The organism is Vibrio sp. RW, from assembly GCF_027587105.1.
Taxonomy (GTDB): domain Bacteria; phylum Pseudomonadota; class Gammaproteobacteria; order Enterobacterales; family Vibrionaceae; genus Vibrio; species Vibrio toranzoniae.
In genome coordinates this window covers 85633-106330 of the sequence record NZ_JAPPTM010000003.1, presented here as the reverse complement: position 1 = coordinate 106330, position 20698 = coordinate 85633, and the positions used below count along the sequence as shown (strand labels likewise).

Below are 20698 nucleotides of genomic sequence, written 5' to 3'. Positions count from 1 at the left end.
ATTTTCTAACTGTTAACGTTGTTAGTATTTTTATGTGAGCGTGCTTAATGAGCGCGCATCTTTTTAGATGCACGCACGAATCTGTTTATTATTTAGTGGTGAAGCCTAGATCGAGATTCTAAGTTTCGGGACTAACTGCCCCGATAAGTCGAAAAACTGTATGGTGAGACTAAAAGCGGAACGTGGTAGTGCGCTTCTGGATCATCTAAGCCAAAGCGGATAACAACATCGTCTAGGAAAGGCACGCCATCCAATTCCACGCCTTTACTTCTGTAGTAATCGGCTACGTAAAACACCAATTGATATTTCCCCGGTCGGAACTCATTCCCTGCCAGAATCGGCGCATCGGTACGGCCATCTGAGTTGGTGAGAACAGTCGCCAACTTTTCAACCGAGTCTTTATTAACCTTATAAAGCTCTACCTTGATCTCTGCACCTGGTAAGCCGTGTGTGGTGTCTAATACGTGTGTTGTTAATCTTCCCATAGTCCCTTAATAGCGCTTTTGGCGCTCCTCTGTTCCGTGGTTTATCTGTCTATTTCGATCTTGCACATAATGCAACTCGTCACTTTGTTATCACTAACTATGTACGAACTGTACACAATTAGTAAAGTCAATTGTTGGAAAAATGTTAACCAATATGTCTTTTTTTCTGACTTTATAGATCCTTATTATCGGTTTTTGGGTAGTTTTTGTTTGGTTAAGGTGTTGTTTTTAATCAGATAAATAATCAAAATTTAACTTGAATAACAAAATCTTTACATTGAGATAAATAATTGTATACAATAAATGTACAGGGGTAAGGTTGCTCGGTTTTTGGAAAATCCATTCGTGGAATCATTTTGATCAACCAGCTAAAGAGCGGCTAAGCCAACCACTTATGTTAGGAGTACTTGGATGAATAAGGATTATTCAAGAAATTTGATCGGTTACGGAGCTAACCCTCCAAACCCTCAATGGCCAGGTAATGCGCGCGTCGCGGTTTCTTTTGTATTGAACTATGAAGAGGGCGGTGAGCGTTGTTTGTTACATGGAGACGACGAGTCTGAAGCCTTTCTCTCAGAGATCCCGTCAGCACAGCCGATCAAAGGCGAGCGTCACATCAGTATGGAATCTATCTATGAATATGGTAGCCGAGCGGGTGTGTGGCGTGTTCTTCGCTTGTTCGATGAATATGAAATCCCACTGACCGTATTTGCGGTCGCAATGGCGATTGAGCGTCATCCAGACGTTGCTAAAGCCATGGTTGAAGCGGGGCACGAAATCTGTAGCCACGGTTATCGCTGGATCGACTATCAATACATTGATGAGTCTGAAGAGCGCGACCACATGACTAAAGCGATCGAGATCATCCAACAAGTGACAGGCCAACGCCCGCAAGGTTGGTACACAGGTCGTACAGGGCCGAATACGCGTCGCTTGGTAGCAGAAGAGGGCGGTTTTCTTTACGACTCGGATGCCTACGATGATGATCTGCCTTATTGGCATACCGAAGCTGGTCATCCACAACTGGTGATCCCATACACACTCGATGTGAACGATATGCGTTTTTCAACGGCGCAAGGCTTTAACTCGGGTGAACAGTTCTTCCAATATCTAAAAGACACGTTTGACACCCTGTATATGGAAGGCGAAACCGCACCGAAAATGATGTCGGTTGGTCTGCATTGTCGTCTGATTGGTCGCCCCGGTCGTATTGCTGCGTTAAGACGTTTCTTAGATTACGTCAAACTGCACGACAGCGTGTGGCTATGTCGTCGAATCGATATTGCCAACCACTGGCACCAACACCACCCATACCATCCAAATAACGCTAATCATCAACAGCGGAAGTAGCAGTGAAGCAAGGAGGCTTAACGTGACTAAATTTCGATCTTGCCAACCAACAACCATGAGACGCGATACTTTTGTCGCGCACTTTGCTGATGTTTACGAACACAGCCCATGGGTTGCTGAAGCGGTCTATGACCAAGGTTTGAATGCCGAAGATGATCATATCGAGAATCTTCATCTGAAAATGGCATCGACCTTGTTACATGCAGACCAAGGCAAACAGTTGGCTTTGATCAATGCTCACCCGGATTTAGCGGGAAGAGCAGCAGTAAACGGCGAACTTACCGAGTCGTCGACCAAAGAACAAGCGGGGGCGGGCATCGAAAAGTGCAGCGCCGAAGAATTTGAAAAATTCACTTCTTACAACAACAGCTACAAAAGTCGCTTCAATTTCCCTTTTATTATGGCGGTGAAGGGAGCCAATCGTTACCAAATTCTTGAGTCGTTCGAGATGCGATTAGGAAATGATAGTGAAACTGAGTTTGCTACGGCGATTCAAGAGATCAACAAGATCGCGATGTTTCGTCTCTGGGATATGTAAGTTAACGGAGTTAACAGCTATCTCAGCCCAGTCTTAGTACGCTAAGGTTTTGATTTGTAAATATTAGCTACTAAGTTCTCATTTTATTATTACTTGATTAATTTCATAGGATTACACGGACATGACCCATAAATTTGAACAGTACATAAACCTTGCAGACGAAAAAATCGGCGCAGAAGCTATCTTCGTAACAGACGATTTTTTTGCAGATAAAAGCCGTCTGCTTAGCCATGCAGCACCAGAGTGGAAAGATGACTTCTTCGATGACAACGGTAAGTGGATGGACGGCTGGGAAAGCAGGCGTAAACGCGGTGAAGGTTACGACTACTGCGTGGTTCGCCTTGGATTAGCTGGCACCATTGCTGGCGTTGATATTGATACCTCATTCTTCACAGGTAACTTCCCACCTTCGGCATCCATTGACGCGTGTTATTCACCACAAGGTGAGCCAACAGACTCAACAGAGTGGCAAGAAATCCTGCCTTCAATGGCACTACAAGGTGATCACCATCATCTTGAAGCAATCGAAAGTGACCAAGTATTTACGCACCTACGTTTGAACATCTACCCAGATGGCGGTGTTGCACGCTTACGTGTTTATGGCCGACCAAGTGTTGATTGGGACGCGATAGATTCTCAACAACAAGTTGATCTAGCAGCCGTTGAACATGGCGGTCGAGCGTTGGCGTGTAGTGACGAACACTACGGCAATAAAGCCAATATTTTAGGCCCAGGCCGCGGTGAAAACATGGGGGATGGCTGGGAAACAGCACGTCGTCGTACACCGGGTAACGACTGGGTAATCGTGGCACTCGGCCACCCTGGCAACATCGAGCGTATCATAGTTGATACGGCACACTTCAAAGGTAACTATCCAGACAGTTGCTCAATTCAAGCGGCTTACGTTAAAGGTGGTACAGACGACCAAGTAGAAACACAAAGTCTCTTCTGGCGTGAACTCTTGCCTGCACAAAAGCTGCAAGCGCACGAGATTCACGAATTCATTTCTGAGGTTAACGACCTTGGTGCGATTACCCACGTCCGTGCAAACATATTCCCAGATGGTGGTATTAGCCGTTTGCGTCTATTTGGTACGAAAGCGAAATAGGTAAGGAAATGAGTATGAGTAATGGAATACGTCGTTTATCCATCGAACCGTTAACCAAGCAGGCTTTTGCAGAGTTTGGCGATGTTATCGAGTCCGATAATAGTGATTTCTTCATGATCAACAGTGGATCAACACGTCGCTACCACAAGCTAGCGACAACGGATGTACAAGACCAAGACGGAGAAGCGATCATCAGCATCTTCCAAGCCACACCGTTAAGCTACCCACTGACCATCAAAATGTTAGAGCGTCATCCACTTGGTTCTCAGGCATTTATTCCATTACTTGGTCAACCCTATTTAATTGTTGTGGCGCCAAAAGGCGATGACCCAGCGTTAGCTCAGAGTCGAGCCTTCTTGAGTAACGGCCGTCAAGGAGTGAATTATCACAAAGGGGTGTGGCATCACCCTGTTCTTGCCCTCACCGATCAAGACCAGTTCTTGATCGTCGATAGAGGCGGCGAAGGGCACAACTGTGATGAAGTTTATTTCGACAACGATCGAGTGGCATTGCATTTGGACGATCTGCCAACGGAAGACAACAAGGAAGAGCAATGCTTAGCTAAAGTGTTGTGATACAGGAGTTTATTATGGATCCGCATATTACAGAGTGGTTGAATTTAGCAATTCGCTGGATTCACATGATTGTTGGTGTTGCATGGATAGGCGCATCATTTTACTTTGTTTGGTTAGAGAACAACCTTAACCGAGTTAACCCTAAAACTGGCCTTTCAGGCGACTTATGGGCGATTCACGGCGGTGGTATTTATCACCTAGAGAAGTACAAACTCGCGCCACCAGAAATGCCAGAGCACCTGCACTGGTTCAAGTGGGAAGCCTACTTCACGTGGATCACCGGTGTGTGTCTGCTGGGTGTGGTTTACTACCTTAACGCTGAAATTTACCTGATTGCACCGGGCTCGGGCCTTGATTCAACCACCGCAATCGCGATTGGTATTGGTTCATTCGTTGCTGGTTGGTTTATCTACGACTTACTGTGTGATTCGCCATTGGGTAAAACGCCCGTGTTGCTTGGCGTTGTGCTGTTTGTGCTGCTCGTTGCTGCGACCTATGGTCTAACTCAAGTGTTCAGTGGTCGTGGTGCTTACATCCACGTGGGTGCCATCATTGGTACCATCATGGTGGGTAACGTATTCCGCGTTATCATGCCGGCGCAGCGTAACTTGGTGAAAGCGATTGAAGAGAAGCGCGAACCGGATCCGGCATTGCCAGCGAAGGGCTTACTGCGTTCTCGTCACAACAACTACATGACACTGCCAGTGCTGTTCATCATGATCAGTAACCACTTCCCAAGCACTTATGGCTCGGAATATAACTGGCTGATTCTTGCTGGGCTAGCGATCTTCAGTATCTTGGTGCGTCACTACTTCAACACACGTCATGGTAGCCAGAAGTTCGCATGGACAATACCAGTAGCGGCATTGGGTATGATCACGCTTGCGTTTGTTACCTCTCCTTACGCGAAAAAACAGATGACTCCGGTTGTGCAAGCACCAGTGGTTCAAGAAGCGCAAGTCAGCGCGACAGAATCGGTTCCAGAAGAACTTGCTGCGAATAACACAGCTTCGGCAACGACTGATGCTCAACAGGCTCCAGCGCACGCAACGCAATCTGCTAGCGCAGGCGTTAGCTTTGAAACCATCAACAAAGTCATTCAAGAGCGATGTTCTGTGTGTCACTCATCAACCCCCAGCCACGCCGCGTTTGCTGCGGCGCCAGCCGGTGTGATGTTTGATACCCCAGAAGAGATTAAAGCCAACGTCCCAAGGATTGTTGCGCAAACCGTAACAACCAAGGTGATGCCGCTCGGTAACATGACTCAAATGACTGATGAAGAACGCGCACTCATCGGCACTTGGGTAGAGCAAGGCGCGACGCTTCAATAATGATGTGAATCCTTTACCTAAGAGCATGAGTCTTAGGTGAGGCTTGGAGAGAGTTTGGTTTCGGGCACGCGCCAAACTCATCCCACCCTGTTTCCCCGGTTCCTATAACCGGGGCTTTTTGTTTTTGGACAAAGGAGTAATAAATCGTATTTAAATAATGACTTCAAGTGCATATGTAGTTTAAATTTATTGGAATAAGGTACCGTCAACGGCTTTTAGTTTTGGATGTCGGAACGTATGCCCTGAATTGTTGTAGATAAGGAGGTTTTATTGATACCCCATATAGATTTAATTGAACATGAATCCTATACAGAAGTTGTTTTTGATGCAGATGAGAGTACTGATTTTAATCAGTACAAGAATTTTAGTACGACAGAGTTCTTCGAAACATTAGGCTTATCTTCTAAGCACTTTTATTCTGAGTACTTCAAAAAAAGACTACACGAACTCTGTATTCAAGGTGTTGTTAGACCTGAGCAATTTGGTAGGGATATCAACTTCAAAACAAAGGTAATGGTTAGAAGAGGAGGTTTACGTTGTTTATCCAAATATGCCATCAAACATGACCATATTGATACATATAGAAGTGGTTTTATTATCAACTTCAATAATTACTTACGTCGTAACAACATAAAGTTAGCGCCAGGTTCTGTTAATCAAGTAATGAGTGATTTTTTAGAGAGCTATAGTCAAGGACGTACAGGGCATTGGGTGATTTATAAAACCTCTAACGGAAAAAGGTATTATCTCGATGTATGTGAACATGATGCAGATGAATATTTGGTTAATACTGGTCTGAAAGAATACTTAGAAGAATGTCCTAACATATTTTGAAATGTATCGAATAGACCTTTAAATTTATTTAAATTATTAGATTGAGAAAATATGGATATTGCAGTATTAACATTTGATGGATTCAACGAGCTAGATTCTTTCATCGCAGCGGGTATTTTGAATCGAATGAAAGAGTTTGGCTGGAATGTGCAGATCACTAGCCCCACAGAATCAGTGACTTCAATGAATGGAGTCACAATTCAATCTCAGCAACCTCTGGAGTTTGCCAATACTGCTGATGCGGTGTTGTTTGGTAGTGGCATGTTGACTCGTGATATTGCCCAAGATGATAAATTACTCTCAAGGTTAAACCTTAATCCACGAACACAATTGATTGGCGGTCAATGCTCTGGGACTTTGTTAATGTCGGTATTGGGGTTACTGAATCAAGTTCCAGCCTGTACTGATTTAACAACGAAGCCATGGGTAATTGAATCCGGTGTGACCGTGTTGGACCAGCCGTTTTATGCGGAAGGTAATATTGCTACAGCGGGTGGCTGCTTGTCGTCTAAATACTTAGCTGCATGGGTTATCAGCAAGCTCGTAGACCAATCGCATGCTGAAGCTGCAATTCACTATGTCGCTCCTGTAGGCGAGAAAGAAAACTCAGTAAAACACTGTATGTCGGTGGTGGGCGCTTACCTTTAAAGTGGATTCTTTGTGTATACAGTCTCGTACAAGGTTCTTGATATGAATATCTACCATGGCATTTTCTGTTTCAACTTGACTTTAATTAGGACAGAAAATGGAAGAGGTGATAGTCGCATATTTTAGGGCATTGATGCATTATTCTGATATCCCTCAAAATGGCGTGTGAAGCTGGCCAAAAGGTAAATACCGCGAACAGAAAGCGGATTTCATTGGGTATATTTAGGGGCGGAAATGGCCCGTCGCCTTGTGATAGGTTGAGTTAGATTAGTCACACAGCCATGACTTTCCATTTTCCACCAATTCCTTGAGGTAGGCTTATGATTACAATTAGAAAAGCGGTTGAGTCTGATGCTCAGGATATTTTCGATATTCGAAGCCGTGCCATTGTCGAGAAGTGCTCGGCTTATTACTCAGAAGAACAGCTGTCAATATGGACGCAGGGTGGAATGTCTGATGGATTCATAAGCGATGTAGTCCAAACCTTTCACGTTTCAGAAGTTGATGGCCGAGTGATTGGCAGCGGTAAGATCAACACCGAAACCGGTATGGTTGATGCTATTTTTGTGGATCCTGATTTTGCCGGGAAAGGCGCAGCGAAGCAGATGTTGCAGTTCTTAGAGGAACTCGCGATTCAACACAACTTGCCATTAATGAAGCTAGAATCGACCCTGAATGCCGCTGCGTTTTATCGTTCGTGTGGCTTTATTGGTGGTGAACTTTCCACTTATCACTCTCCTAGAGGTATTAGCCTCGATTGTATTCCGATGGAAAAGCTTTTAGCCCAAAGCGCACTATGATGCCTGTTCTGCGTGTGGAGTGTGATATTTATAAGCTCAAATAAACAGCGCTAAGTCTAATGGTTGGTGCTGTTTTTACTTTCTCCTTACACTCTTTTCTAATATCGAACCTAGTATCAAATTTCTCTTTGTTATACAGGCAAGTCTCTCATTATGAAGAACTTCTTTGATAGCGAACTCATGCTCTCTAGCTCCTTGAATTTCGTTTTGCTATCACTAGGGCTAACGCTCGTCTTACATATTCCAATTTGGTGTGGGTTCAACTTGAGCCGACGCAAATGGAAGCTTATGGATTATTTATGGCCGCTGTTGGCGGGTATCGGCATGCTGGGTGCGGTGTCTGAAATTAGGGCATCGGTAGCCGGTGATTGGGTCGAGACCGAACAAACCAGAGCTGTCACTATTTTAGAGTCGATTCAGCAGTTCTCTTTGGATAAATTAAGAAGCGACATCTGTACAGGCCAGCCATCTTTAGACTCTCACGGACAGCACCATGAGGCGTGTTTGTGGTATTTGAACACGGCTATTACATTCAAAGATGTCGATTTCACTCTGTTGCCCAACGCGGCTGATTTCACGGTGCCTGCGCCTAGCGTATCGCTGGTGGAAAGCGACGCCGTGTGGGTGAGTGGTATGCTGAGTCAGTATGAAAAACAGAAGAACCAATACATTAAAACCAGAGAAGCGCAGGTGAAGCAGCCACTAGAAAGCATCTTCTGGTATGTGAGTCCTTACTTAGTCTGTTTCGCAATTGCGTTGCGTTTGACGAAAGTGACCGCAGAGCTCAAATTAGATAAATGCGCGTAGTTTGGTTTCTCAATAATTATATCGAAAGGTGAAGTAATGAATGTGAGTGAGTTTTCTCGGTTAGTGGGTTTATCTGCCCATACGCTTCGCTACTATGAAAAAATCGGCTTGTTGAAAAATATTCAACGGAACAGCAGCGGTCATCGAGTCTATACATTAAAGGACGTCACCTGGATTGAGTTTGTTAAGCGACTGAAAGATACCGCAATGCCGCTAGATGAAATTCTAGAATACGCAAAGCTCAGGGAGTTAGGGCCAGAATCGGTCTCACAGCGCCAAATGTTACTTGAACAGCATCAACAGAATTTGCGTTCCCATATTGAAGAACAGCAAAAGCATCTGGCTGCGCTAGAGCAAAAAATTAGTTTGTATCGAGATGGAAAAGTCCGTTGACTTAGAGTTGACTCTAACTTGTAAGGTGTTCCTGTAACCCCAAAAAACAGGAACATTTCCATGAATCAATCACGTTTTGAAACTGGCTTAGAAAGACTGAATCATATCGACGGAGAAGCAGGGCAACAGGTTATTGAAAGCCTGAAAGATATCTGCCCTGATCTTGCCAAATATACTATCGAATATCCCTTCGGTGATATCTATTCACGCCCCGGTTTGGATTTGAAATCGCGAGAGATTGCGACCGTGGCAGCCCTAACTGCGCTCGGTAATTGTGCCCCTCAACTTAAGGTGCATTTGAATGCGGCACTCAATGTCGGCTGCAGCGAGGAGGAGATCAAAGAAGTGATATTGCAGATGTCGGTGTATGCGGGATTCCCTTCGGCATTGAATGGCATGTTTGCTTTCAAGGAAGTGCTTGCTGAGAGAAACACTGCTTGAGATAAACAGAAAATATAATCTGAAAAGGGAACGTCAACTCTACTAAGTTACGCTCCCTTTTTATTGATTAGCTAAGTTTTAAAGGTCGTTAATCTGGAAGGTTCGTGGTTCTTTAAGACGACAAAGACAGCGCGAAAGAAAGCAAGATAGGCAAAGTGACCACGCTTAAGAAGTTACCAAACAACACCATAGACGCGACCTTAGGTGGCTCAACATTGAAGCGTTCTGCGAACAGGTAGTTCATCACGGCAGGTGGCAGCATGGTGAACAGCACCATCATTTGTAGGTGCAGCGTTGGCAACGGAATAAAGAAGTAGATGATGGTAAAGGCGATGGCGCCAGTAAACAGTGATTGTGCGGTGCACAACAAACCGACCTTTAATCCGCTCAGCCTCAAGTTGACCATTTGCGAACCTAGTGACAGCAGCATGATAGGCACAGCTGCTTGCCCAAGCAGTGAAGTGGCTTCGTAGATTGGATTCCACACCGCAATGCCAGATAGGTTCAGCGTCATCGCTAACGCAGCGGCTAAGAATATCGGCATCTTGAGGATCTGTTTGATCGGATTACCTTCGCTTAGTAGCGCCAAACCGACACTAATATGCACGCACGCCGATACCACAAATAGCAATACCGCAGGAGCTAACGCGCTCTCACCAAAGGTATAAGTGAACAAGGGAATGGCGAGGTTACCACTATTGCGGAACATGTGTGGTGGAGCCCAAGCTTTGAAGTTGAGCTTAAAGATCTTACAGATTGGAATCATCAACAATGCTGGCACTAACACCGCCACCAAAGAGGCAGAAATCAGCGGCAGTTGCTCGGTGTCGAGAGGCATGGTGGTCAGCGATGCAAACACCAAAGCAGGAATACAAACATCCATGTTGATGCGATTGATCGGCTTGAAATCGGGCTTGAGCCAACGACCGACCGCAAAGCCAGCACTGGCTAAAGCAAAAACGGGAAACAGAATGCTGACGACCTGTTCGAACATAGAATTCCTTTCTAGATTGAGTGCTTCCATTTAGCTGAGAAACGAATGTTTGAGAGAGACGCCAAACGAAGCATTAAGTCGATATGTATAAACATTAACCTATCAATATAATGACTTGGCGTCACCGAAGATCGTTGTCTGTGAGCGGTTAATTTATATTTCTTTGAATGAAGCACAAAAAAGACCAGTAGCATCAGCAACTGGTCTTTAAAGGCTAGATAAATCTGGACGGATTTTTAATTAACGACGGCTGTCGCTGTCTAGCGATTGTTACTCGGTTTTAAGCCTAACTAACAAGCTTTTTGTAATCTTTGAAATTCACATCGTAGGCTTTCTCTCCGTAGATGTAAGTCTCGCTGACGGTTCTGTCGTCACCCAAGCTCATCAACACGAATAGCTTTTCTTCAAGCTTGGTGGCTTGTTCCATTCTAAAGCGCATCAGTTGGGTGGCGTGCAAGTCCAACACCACGAAATCCGCTTCTTTTCCTACTTCTAAGTTACCGATCTTGTCTTCCAAATGCAGAGAACGTGCGCCGCCTAATGTTGCCAAGAACAGGGATTTCGCTGGGTGAAGCTTCTTATGTTGAAGCTGCATGATCTTGTAGGCTTCACTCATGGTCTGCAGGATTGAGAAGCTAGTGCCTGCACCGACATCAGTACCCATACCAACACGAATGCCGTGCCCTTCCATTTCTGGTAATCGGAATAAACCTGAGCCTAAGAACAGGTTAGAGGTCGGACAGAAAGCGATGGCGGATTCGGTGTCAGCTAGGCGCTTACATTCGCAATCAGACAAGTGAATGCCATGGGCGAATACCGAACGTTTGTGCAGTAGGCCATAGTGGTCATACACATCTAAATAGCTATCACGTTCAGGGAACAGTTCTTTTACCCATTCAATCTCTTTCTCGTTTTCAGAAAGGTGCGTATGCATGTATACGTCTGGGTACTCTTCAAGAAGTTTACCAACGGTCGTCAATTGCTCTGGTGTGCTAGTAGGCGCAAAGCGAGGCGTCACTGCATAAAGTAAGCGGCTGCGGTTATGCCATTTCTCAATCAGTTCTTTGGAGTCAGCATAGCCAGACTCTGGCGTGTCGGTGAGGTAGTCTGGCGCGTTGCGATCCATTAAAACCTTACCCGCGATCATACGTAGGTTGCGCTTCTCAGCTTCTTCAAAGAAAACGTTAACCGACTCTTTGTGCACGGTACCGAACACGAGTGCTGTGGTGGTACCGTTGCTTGCTAATTCGTCTAGGAATAGCTTCGCCACTTTGTGTGCATAGACTGGGTTTTTGAAGCGTTTCTCTTCTGGGAAGGTGTAGTTCTCTAACCAATCAAGTAGCTGCTCACCGTAAGACGCGATCATCCCCGTTTGAGGGTAGTGGATGTGCGTATCAATAAAGCCAGAGGTGATCAGCTTGTCTTTGTATTCTTTTACTTCGAGTGTTTTAGGCTGGCGAGCCAATACGTCATCGGCATTGCCTAAGTCGACGATGTGGCCGTTCTCAACCACTAAAACACCGTCTTCAAAATAGTCGTAAGACTCATCGATACCGACGTCTTTTGGGTCGGCTACGCTGTGTAAAATACTGGCGCGATAAGCTTTGCGTTGCGTTGTCATGTTTACTTCCTTTTAATGACTTCAGCGACGTTATGGCCACTGAAGCTTTGCGACTTGTACTAGGCGATCTTCTCTTCCAATGGTGGTTCGCCTACATCGCTTGATTGACTGTGTTGATCGGTCAAATCTTGATTTTGATTTTGATATTGTTTGGTTGGGCGCTTTTGTTCAAGCGCTTGGCCTTGATAGTGTGCGATCAGTTCACCCGCAACCGATACCGCAATTTCAGCCGGATGTTTGCCATTCACGGCGCTAATGCCAATCGGGCAAACCATGGTTTCAATTTGCTCTTGGTTGTAACCACGTTGCTCTAAGCGGAAGTCGAACTTCTTACGTTTAGTGAGCGAGCCGATCATGCCGAAGTAACGGCTGTCTTCACGGTCGATAATGGCTTTGGTTAAATCGAAATCGAGCTGGTGGTTGTGCGTCATCACTAGGTAATAGCTGTTCGGCGGCATGTGTTTCACTTCTCCGACTGGATCGTCTGAGACAAGCTTTTTCACACCGTGTGGCAGCGTTTCGGGGAATACTTCTTCGCGTTCATCAATCCAGGTCACACGAAAGGGCAGGGTCGCAACAATGTGCAGTAGCGCTTTGGCAACATGGCCAGCGCCGAACAACACAAGGTGATTCTGTTGAGTGCCAATCGGTTCAAAGCTTAATGTTGCCATTCCGCCGCAACATTGGCCTAAACGAGCACCTAGGTTGAAGCGTTCCACTTTGAGTGATTTTTCGCTGGCAATCAGCATTTCACGCGCCATTTTAGTGGCCACATGTTCAAGGTGACCACCACCAATCGTAGCGATGATTCGGTCACGAGTGACAAGCATCTTGGTACCCGCATCGCGTGGAACGGAACCTCTGTCTTCAAGCACTGTCACCATGACACATGGCTCGTAGTTCTCTTCCAGTTTTGCCAGTTCGTGAATCCAATTATCCTTAAACATATGTCCTCCTAAATCCCTTCTGTGCTTCCTACGCTAAACGAGCGATATGAGCCCTAAGCCGTTTCTGATTGAGCATCGACCGAAGTCGGAGCCGTTTCAGATACTTCCTGTATCGCCATCAGAATGCGCTCTGGCGTTGCAGGTGTGTTGAGCTTAGGAATCGCGCCATCGACAGCGACATAGCTTATTGCATCTTTCAGTGCGCTCCATACCGACATACCCAACATGAAAGGGGGTTCACCCACGGCTTTCGAGTTGAAGACGGTGTCTTCTGGGTTGCTGCGGTTTTCTAACAGGTGCGTTCTGAAATCAATCGGCATATCAGCAATCGCAGGGATCTTGTAACTCGCTGGGCCATTGGTCATTAAGCGGCCTTGTTGGTTCCAAACCAACTCTTCCGTCGTTAACCAACCGACACCTTGCACAAAGCCACCTTCGACTTGGCCGATATCAATCGCAGGGTTCAATGAAGCGCCTACGTCATGCAGAATATCGACACGCAGAATTTTGTTTTCGCCGGTTAGGGTATCGATAATGACTTCTGAACAAGATGCGCCATACGCGTAGTAGTAGAACGGACGGCCGCGCGCTTTCTCGTGATCATAATAGATCTTTGGAGTGCGGTAGAAGCCAGTGCTCGATAGCGAAATTTGGTTAAACCAAGCCAGTTCAACAAACGAGTTGAAGGTCATGATCTCATCGCGGATCTGCACCATGCCGTTCTTAAACACCACCTCTTCAGGCCACACTTTGAAGTGCGAAGAAGCGAAGTCGATCAGGCGCTGCTTAATGGTTATAGCGGCGTTTTGCGCGGCCTTACCGTTGAGGTCGGCGCCCGATGAGGCTGCGGTTGGTGATGTGTTCGGAACTTTGTCTGTGTTTGTAGCGGTGATCTGGATACGTTCGACATCGACTTGGAACTCCTGTGCAACGATTTGTGCCACTTTGATGTTCAAGCCTTGCCCCATTTCCGTACCACCGTGATTCAAATGAATACTGCCATCGGTGTAGATATGGATGAGCGCACCTGCTTGGTTCAAGAAAGTTGCAGTAAACGAGATGCCGAATTTCACTGGTGTGATCGCTAGACCTTTCTTTAAGATAGGGCTTTGCTTGTTGAACTCAGCGATTTCTTTACGACGTGCGTGATAGTCACTGCTGCGTTCAAGCTGTTCGGTTATCTCAGGTAAAAAGTTGTCTTCAACGGTTTGGTAGTAATGGGTCACGTTACGGCCTTCTTCGCCGTAGTAATTCGCCTTACGTACTTCCAAAGGATCTTTTTTCAGGTAACGCGCAATCTCGTCCATGATGTGTTCAATGGTCATCATGCCTTGCGGGCCACCAAAGCCACGATAAGCGGTGTTCGATGCTATGTTGGTTTTGCATCGGTGACCGACCACAGTTGCATCGCCTAGGTAATAAGCGTTGTCTGAGTGGAACATCGCGCGGTCGACGATAGAGCTTGATAAGTCTGGTGAGTAACCACAGTTACCTGCAACGGTAATGTCGGCACCTTGAATCACACCATTGTCGTCAAAACCGACTGTGTATTGATTGTAGAACGGGTGGCGTTTACCAGTCTGCTGCATGTCTTCATTACGCATCAGACGCATTTTGGTAGGTCGGCCTGTAAGGTGGGCAATCACCGCAGCCATACACGCTGGAGAGGCCGCTTGAGTCTCTTTACCACCGAAACCACCACCCATACGACGCATATCAATCACGACTTTGTGCATCGGTACGCCAATCACTTCCGCAACCAGCTTTTGAACTTCGGTCGGGTTTTGAGTCGAGGTGTAGACGATCATGCCGCCATCTTCGGTTGGCATTACGCTACTGATTTGGGTTTCTAGGTAGAAGTGTTCTTGGCCGCCGATCTCTAGGTCGCCAGAGATTACGTGTTTTGCTTTTGCCAGTGCGGCTTTCGAGTCACCACGTTGTTGAGTGTGGCTTTCTGTCACGAAGTGCTCTTTTGCCAGCGCTTCTTTCACATCAAGAATGGCAGGAAGCTCTTCGTATTCAATAATCGCAGCGTGTGCGGCTTTGCGTGCGGTTTCTAAATCGTTAGCTGCCACCGCAATTACCGGTTGGCCGTAGTATTCTACTTTGCCGTCGGCCAGCAGTGGGTCGCCTGGAAGAATCGCACCAATATCCAGTTCACCCGGTACGTCTTTGGCTTGAATGGCAATCGCCACGCCTTCAAATTCGTAACACGGTGATAAATCTATCTTGGTGATGTTCGCGTGCGCTTGAGTGCTCAAGCGTGCGTATACGTGCAGCTGATTTGGGAACTCAAGGCGGTCATCAATGTACACCGCTTCGCCCGTTACTTGCTTGGCTGCACTGTCGTGTTTAACGCTTTTACCCACGCCAGTTTTTAGGTCTTGTTTTGCAATGGTAACCATCTCTTCGTGGGTCATCGCATGCTCGTGTGATTTAGACATAAGACGTTACCCTTGTTTCGATTTGGTTGTTTTTGTTCTGTCGTTCAATGAAGTAGCGACGCAGCATGTTGGCCGCCGACAATGAACGGTATTCTTGGCTTGCACGGAAATCAGATAGCGGCTCAAAGTCGTTATACAGTTCCTGCATCGCTAACTTAATATTAGCGTCTGTCCACGGTTTGCCTAATAACGTATTTTCACAACGAGTTGCACGCTTAGGCGTTGCTGCCATACCGCCGAAAGCGATACGAGCGTAAGAAACCTTGCCATCTTCAATTTGAATATCAAACGCGCCACACACCGCAGAGATGTCGTCGTCTAAACGTTTCGACACTTTGTAAGCTCGGAAGCTGTCGTTGGTTGGCTTAGGAATGATGATCTGTTCAATGAATTCACTCTCTTTCTGCGCCGTCACTTTGTAGCTGATGAAGTAATCTTCAATTGGCATGGTGCGTGACTCATCTCCGCAGCGAAGTTTGATCTTCGCGTCGAGAGCAATCAGCAGAGGAGGGGTATCACCGATAGGCGAGGCATTCGCCACATTACCGCCAATGGTGCCTTGGTTACGTACTTGTAGGGAAGCAAAGCGGTGTAGCAGCTCACCAAAATCTGGGTAGTGTTTTTTCAGTAGTGCGTAAGAGTCACTGATAGGCAGGTTGGCACCAATGATTAAATCGGTGTCGGTTTCTTCGCATACCTTCATATCTTCAACAAGGTTTACGCTGATCAGTGTTTCAATCTCGCGGTGGAACTGCGTCACTTCCAGTGCTAAATCCGTACCGCCAGCAACCAGCTTGGCGTTCGGATGTGCGTGAAAAAGCTTGGCCAGCTCATCAGTGCTTTTCGGGGAAAAAGCGGTGAGGTGACCAAGGCGTAAGTTGGCTTCGGTGTCTTGAATACCTTCTAGCTTCTTGATGGTGTTGCGTTCAAGCTCAGCGAATTGGTCGATCAAAGGTTGGTCTGTTGAAAGCGACATCGCAGCATCAACAATTGGTCGGTAGCCCGTACAGCGGCATAGGTTACCCGCCAGTGATTCCATGACGTCTTCTTTGCTCGCATCGGGTTTGTTCTTGCCTAGGGCAAACATCGACATGATGAAGCCCGGCGTGCAGTAACCACACTGTGAACCGTGAAAATCCACCATCGCTTTCTGTACAGGGTGCAATGACTTATCTCGGTTTTGTAGATCTTCTACTGTGATTAGCTGTTTTCCGTGCAGCGCTGAAACGAACGTCAGGCAAGAGTTCACCGAGCGGTATTGCAGTTGTCCATCTACCACTTCACCTAAAACGACGGTACATGCACCACAGTCACCGGACCCACAACCTTCTTTTGTACCCGTTTTATTAACCTTGGTACGAAGGTAGTTGAGCACTGTCATGTTCGGTGACAGATTGTCTTCACGTCTTATTTCCTGATTGAGCAAAAAAGTAATCAAGAGACCTCCTTGTAAATCGACATATTTCCATGTGTATTCTTTTTGACTTCTAACTCAATAATTATCCATCCTGACCCCACGGTCAACTATTTATTTACAAAAATGCAACAATATTAAGGTTTGATATATTGTATACAATTTAATTTTGGCTGTAGTTGTTTGTTTTATTGGGATTTAAATTGGAAGTGCTGAGTTTTGTGGTGCGAATGAATTAATGGTTATGTATACAAAATAAAGACAAGATTTTTGGCATTGGCGGATCAAATACTGTAGAAGCTAAGAGCGCTATTTAGGCCAGAATCGAGAGTGTTTTGAGGCGAAAATGCGCCGATCTTCGCGTCTATCATTATGGGGAGGGCATAAAAAAGAGAAGTAAACGCTGAGGTTTACTTCTCTCCTGTTTTGTAAACAAAAGTTGTTAACAGATGGTTGTTAATCGCTTGTTGAATCTTCTATGACTTGCTCTTAAGCAGATCAGAGAACACCACATGCAGGTCACTAGAAGCCGTACTGCTGTCTAGGTTGAGTTTAGAACGAATGTGACTTAGGTGCTCGTGCATCAACTCTACCGCTTGTTGTTCGTTGCCAGACTCAATCGCATCCAGTAACCCTGAGTGTTCGTCTAGAGAACAGTTTGAGTGGTTACCTGTTTCGTATTGAGCGATCAGCAGTGATGTTTGCGACACTAAACTGCGTTGGAAAGCGAGCAAAGGTGCGTTTTCTGCCATTTCGGCCAGTTTAATGTGGAACTCACCAGACAATCGTAAACCAGAGCCATAGTCGCCTTGGTCGAAGGCGCAGTTCTCTTTCGCGACCAACTTTCTGCACTCTTCTATCTGTGTTTTGGTCGCGTTTTTCACTGCAAGTTCAGTGATCGCTATCTCCATCACTTCACGTGCTTTAAAGATCTGTTTGGCTTCTTCTACCGTTGGAGCAGCAATGACGGCACCTCGGTTTGGGCGGATCACTACAACTTGTTCTAAAGAGAGACGTAGCAAGGCACGACGGATGATAGTACGGCTTACACTAAAGATATCAGCTAGCGCTTCTTCGCTTAGTTTTGTGGCCGGTGGCAGCCTTTGTTCTAGTATCGCGTCGAAGATATGGCAGTAAACAACATCGTCTTGAGTTTGGCCGGTTACTTTCGTTTTTACACCTTTGGAGACAGAATTTTTGAGAGCTGTCATAGAGATAAGGGCCCTTGTTTAGTCGAAAAGGATGGGTCGAGTATATTTCATGAGTGTTACTCTATATTGTATACATTTATCTATACAATGCTACTGAATGAAAGTGCGATGCACGCTTGTTTGTTAATGATTTATAACATGTCGTTTGCACAAAAACAGGTGCATATCGAGCTGCATGAGATTGTGCAACAGCGATACCAGGGTGTTCTCGTAACTAAACTCGATTGTCACCGCAGCTGTAAGCAACTATCTGGCTGATCTCGCTCAGGCTACGACCTGATTGCTGCTGCCACTCGTTGAAAGCCTTACTTGCCGCGACTTGTGCTCGCTTGGTGTTACGACCGCTATCGATCACATCGGTACTGCGTAGGTGCGCTTCCACGTCAGAAGATAAGATGAACGTATCTTTGCCCATTTGGCGCAAGGTGTAGGCGCCTGTATTTCCGCCCAATCGCTTGCCGTGTTTCTTCAGGTAATCCCACAACTCTGTAATGCGTTCTGAAGGCCAGTCGGCAACCATTTGTGAGAAGGAATCCGCTTCACGCTTGGCATTGTGAATCATCATGGCGTTGGCAGGAATAGTTATCACCTTAGTGAGATGGCGAATAATACGTGGATCCTGCGCTTTCTGCTCCCACATCTCATTCGGCAGCATTAGCATCTTTTCGATATCGAACTCAAAGAATACTTCTTCAAATTGCGGCCATTTCTTTCTCACCACATTCCACGAAATACCACACTGGAATACCTTCTCGGTAAAGGCTGCAAGCCAACGGTCGTCGGTGATTTGTGATAGTTCGGCCTGAGACAGTGGCGCGCGAACAATCTTTTCGAGCTCTGCTGCGCCGCCTTTACGGTGAGCTGCTCGTTGGTAAATGGTGTCGAATTTTTCTTGGGTCATTGAAGGTTCCAAATTACATCTGTGTATCTTGAGTGTGTAGCCAATGCTTAATGATATGGGGTCAAACTTGCAGATGAAAAGTAGCCTAAGCTACTTACTGTCTTAAAATCAATTAAAACAGATAAATAGTTTTAAGCCACAAGGTGTTATACCTCTGAGGCCAGTTGCTCAAGAAAACCGCGCATGTAATCAGTGCGTTTGTTGGCTTCTAACTTGGCAGATTCTGTATTCATGGTTTCAGCGAGTTTAAACAGCTTCACGTAGAAATGGTCGACACTGTAATGCTTATCATCCAAGTCACGCTGCTTCGCGAATGGGTCTTTGTGGTTATAAAGTTCAGCGTTAAAGTTTTGACCCACGTATAGACAGCGTGCAATGCCAATTGCCCCGAGAGAATCAAGACGATCGGCATCTTGGACGATCTGTGCTTCCAAGGTTTCAGGCGTGATGTTAGCGCTGTAGCTGTGCGTGACAATGGCATGATGGATCTCGTCAAGATAAGACGCGGGATAGTCGATAGATTGGAGGAAAGAGTTCGCCTTGTCTGCTGCCATTTGTGAGCTTTGGGCTCTGTCTGGGTGGTTCTTAGGAAAGGTGAAGCAATCATGAAGGTAAGCGGCGGGTAAAACGACCTCAAGCTTAGCCTGTTCTTGAGCACACAAAGCCTTAGCGGTTTTGACTACGCGCTTAATGTGGCTGATGTCGTGCGCTGCATCTTGTGTCATTTCTCGCTTTGCAAAATCAAGCAGTTGGCCTTCAATTTTTTCGTTCACGCGTCCCTTTCCCCACCTTTAGACGTTAGTAATGTTGTTTATCACCTAGCATTTATTTCACATCGACTTTAACAGTTTCAAGCGCGAGTTTTTATCTTTTATAAAAGGAATATCAACAAAAAAACCGACTCTGTGAGTCGGCTTAATATTGGTCTTTATTTGATGTGATGTGCTTTTAAGCTGCGGCCTGTTGCAGTTGCTCCAACACATCATGTAGAGAAGGGCTGATCGTGTGTCCAAGCGCTTTTACTTCTTCACAAGGCTCCACTAAATCTGGGATCTGGAAGCTGATCATGTTCGCTGCCATCGATGCGCGAATGCCGTTGTTTGAATCTTCAAATGCAAGACAAGTTTCAGGAGCAACGCCTAGGCGCTCAGCCGCCAGCAAGTAAATCTCTGGGTGAGGTTTACCGTGAGTCACTTCGCAGCCTGTACTTAATGAGGTGAAGTAAGAATCCAGACCAGCCAACTCAAGCTTCTTCTTTGCGATATCGAGCTGAGTAGAGGTTGCCACCGCGATTGGAATGTCATTCGATTTTAGCCACTCTAGCAGCTCAATCACGCCGTCTTTTACTGGGATAGCTTGATGCTTAACAATCGCACTGTAGCGCGTGCGCCATTCGTTGTTCAGCGCTGGGTAATCTAAGCTTTCACCGTAGCCATTTCTAAAGATCTGTTCAATGGTTTTTGCGTTGCAGCCAATGATGCCTAGATAAACATCCTGCAAAAATGGCACACCTTGCGCGTGACATGCTTCTTCAAAAATTTGCATACAAAGCCGCTCGGTGTCGAGCAGCAATCCATCCATGTCAAAAATAGCGGCTTGAAAATTCATATCCGTGGTTCTTTATGTGTTGTCGTCATCAGGGGGATTATTTTGACATAGTGTCTAGGGATAGGCGAGTCAGCGTTGAGTAATAATCAGAGGAGTTGACGATGTAATATGCCACTAAATGACTTGGAATGTGATTGATTTCAGTTTGAATAATATCGTTCAGTTATGAATATGGCATTTTATAGGCCATGTTGTTCTAACAGATACAATAATGGTTATCATACATAACAACTATAGGTCTATCGGCT

The 20698-nt window shown here is 45.9% G+C and carries 21 protein-coding genes; 11 read left to right on the top strand and 10 right to left on the bottom strand.

Annotation, left to right across the window (positions count from 1 at the left end; translation table 11 throughout):
* Positions 1 to 131: 131 nt before the first annotated feature.
* A complete protein-coding gene (gene uraH, locus OCT63_RS03460; RefSeq protein ID WP_161685272.1) occupies positions 132 to 485 on the bottom strand; it encodes a hydroxyisourate hydrolase in 354 nt (117 codons plus the stop codon).
* A gap of 411 nt (positions 486 to 896) precedes the next feature.
* On the opposite strand from uraH, the gene puuE reads away from it, so the two are divergent.
* The 11 genes from puuE to OCT63_RS03405 all read left to right on the top strand — a co-directional run bounded on the left by puuE (position 897) and on the right by OCT63_RS03405 (position 9310).
* The gene (gene puuE, locus OCT63_RS03455) at positions 897 to 1835 is read left to right on the top strand and encodes an allantoinase PuuE (RefSeq protein ID WP_060469010.1); all 939 of its coding nucleotides are present in this window, start codon (positions 897 to 899) and stop codon (positions 1833 to 1835) included.
* 22 nt (positions 1836 to 1857) lie between these two features.
* Positions 1858 to 2373 (top strand): 2-oxo-4-hydroxy-4-carboxy-5-ureidoimidazoline decarboxylase, encoded by a 516-nt coding sequence (gene uraD / locus OCT63_RS03450; RefSeq protein ID WP_269983203.1) that lies wholly within the window; start codon positions 1858 to 1860, stop codon positions 2371 to 2373.
* Positions 2374 to 2494: 121 nt separating this feature from the next.
* Entirely contained in the window at positions 2495 to 3481 is a 987-nt protein-coding gene (gene alc / locus OCT63_RS03445) for an allantoicase (RefSeq protein ID WP_017054908.1), read from the top strand.
* A 14-nt stretch (positions 3482 to 3495) separates the two neighbouring features.
* Entirely contained in the window at positions 3496 to 4056 is a 561-nt protein-coding gene (locus OCT63_RS03440) for an ureidoglycolate lyase (RefSeq protein WP_269983202.1), read from the top strand.
* Between the two features lie 14 nt (positions 4057 to 4070).
* Positions 4071 to 5387, top strand: coding sequence for a urate hydroxylase PuuD (locus OCT63_RS03435; RefSeq protein WP_269983201.1), 1317 nt, complete (start codon positions 4071 to 4073; stop codon positions 5385 to 5387).
* A 270-nt stretch (positions 5388 to 5657) separates the two neighbouring features.
* Positions 5658 to 6221 (top strand): hypothetical protein, encoded by a 564-nt coding sequence (locus tag OCT63_RS03430; protein ID WP_161671983.1) that lies wholly within the window; start codon positions 5658 to 5660, stop codon positions 6219 to 6221.
* Between the two features lie 51 nt (positions 6222 to 6272).
* A complete protein-coding gene (locus OCT63_RS03425; protein WP_161748799.1) occupies positions 6273 to 6869 on the top strand; it encodes a DJ-1/PfpI family protein in 597 nt (198 codons plus the stop codon).
* Between the two features lie 320 nt (positions 6870 to 7189).
* The gene (locus OCT63_RS03420; protein ID WP_161671985.1) at positions 7190 to 7669 is read left to right on the top strand and encodes a GNAT family N-acetyltransferase; all 480 of its coding nucleotides are present in this window, start codon (positions 7190 to 7192) and stop codon (positions 7667 to 7669) included.
* A gap of 288 nt (positions 7670 to 7957) precedes the next feature.
* Entirely contained in the window at positions 7958 to 8476 is a 519-nt protein-coding gene (locus OCT63_RS03415; protein WP_161671986.1) for a hypothetical protein, read from the top strand.
* Between the two features lie 36 nt (positions 8477 to 8512).
* Positions 8513 to 8869, top strand: coding sequence for a MerR family transcriptional regulator (locus tag OCT63_RS03410; protein ID WP_269983200.1), 357 nt, complete (start codon positions 8513 to 8515; stop codon positions 8867 to 8869).
* Positions 8870 to 8929: 60 nt separating this feature from the next.
* Positions 8930 to 9310: a carboxymuconolactone decarboxylase family protein gene (locus tag OCT63_RS03405; RefSeq protein WP_017630716.1), complete on the top strand. Its 381-nt coding sequence runs from the start codon at positions 8930 to 8932 to the stop codon at positions 9308 to 9310.
* Between the two features lie 112 nt (positions 9311 to 9422).
* On the opposite strand, the gene OCT63_RS03400 is transcribed toward OCT63_RS03405, so the two are convergent.
* The 9 genes from OCT63_RS03400 to OCT63_RS03360 form a co-directional block, all read right to left on the bottom strand.
* A complete protein-coding gene (locus OCT63_RS03400) occupies positions 9423 to 10304 on the bottom strand; it encodes an AEC family transporter (protein ID WP_161685255.1) in 882 nt (293 codons plus the stop codon).
* A gap of 286 nt (positions 10305 to 10590) precedes the next feature.
* Complete coding sequence (gene guaD, locus OCT63_RS03395) at positions 10591 to 11925, bottom strand: guanine deaminase (protein WP_269983199.1); 1335 nt, start codon at positions 11923 to 11925, stop codon at positions 10591 to 10593.
* Between the two features lie 59 nt (positions 11926 to 11984).
* Entirely contained in the window at positions 11985 to 12872 is an 888-nt protein-coding gene (gene xdhC, locus OCT63_RS03390) for a xanthine dehydrogenase accessory protein XdhC (protein WP_269983198.1), read from the bottom strand.
* Between the two features lie 53 nt (positions 12873 to 12925).
* Complete coding sequence (xdhB, locus tag OCT63_RS03385; RefSeq protein WP_269983197.1) at positions 12926 to 15316, bottom strand: xanthine dehydrogenase molybdopterin binding subunit; 2391 nt, start codon at positions 15314 to 15316, stop codon at positions 12926 to 12928.
* Positions 15309 to 16754 carry a xanthine dehydrogenase small subunit gene (gene xdhA / locus OCT63_RS03380; protein ID WP_269983196.1) on the bottom strand — a complete coding sequence of 482 codons (1446 nt, stop codon included), beginning with the start codon at positions 16752 to 16754 and terminating at the stop codon, positions 15309 to 15311. Before xdhA ends, xdhB begins: the two co-directional genes overlap by 8 nt.
* A gap of 452 nt (positions 16755 to 17206) precedes the next feature.
* Positions 17207 to 17941: a GntR family transcriptional regulator gene (locus OCT63_RS03375; protein ID WP_269983195.1), complete on the bottom strand. Its 735-nt coding sequence runs from the start codon at positions 17939 to 17941 to the stop codon at positions 17207 to 17209.
* Between the two features lie 214 nt (positions 17942 to 18155).
* Entirely contained in the window at positions 18156 to 18842 is a 687-nt protein-coding gene (locus OCT63_RS03370) for a DNA-3-methyladenine glycosylase I (RefSeq protein ID WP_269983194.1), read from the bottom strand.
* A gap of 146 nt (positions 18843 to 18988) precedes the next feature.
* Complete coding sequence (locus tag OCT63_RS03365) at positions 18989 to 19615, bottom strand: HD domain-containing protein (RefSeq protein ID WP_269983193.1); 627 nt, start codon at positions 19613 to 19615, stop codon at positions 18989 to 18991.
* Between the two features lie 175 nt (positions 19616 to 19790).
* On the bottom strand, positions 19791 to 20450 hold the full coding sequence (locus OCT63_RS03360; protein WP_146443447.1) for an HAD family hydrolase: 660 nt from the start codon (positions 20448 to 20450) through the stop codon (positions 19791 to 19793).
* Between the last annotated feature and the right edge of the window lie 248 nt (positions 20451 to 20698).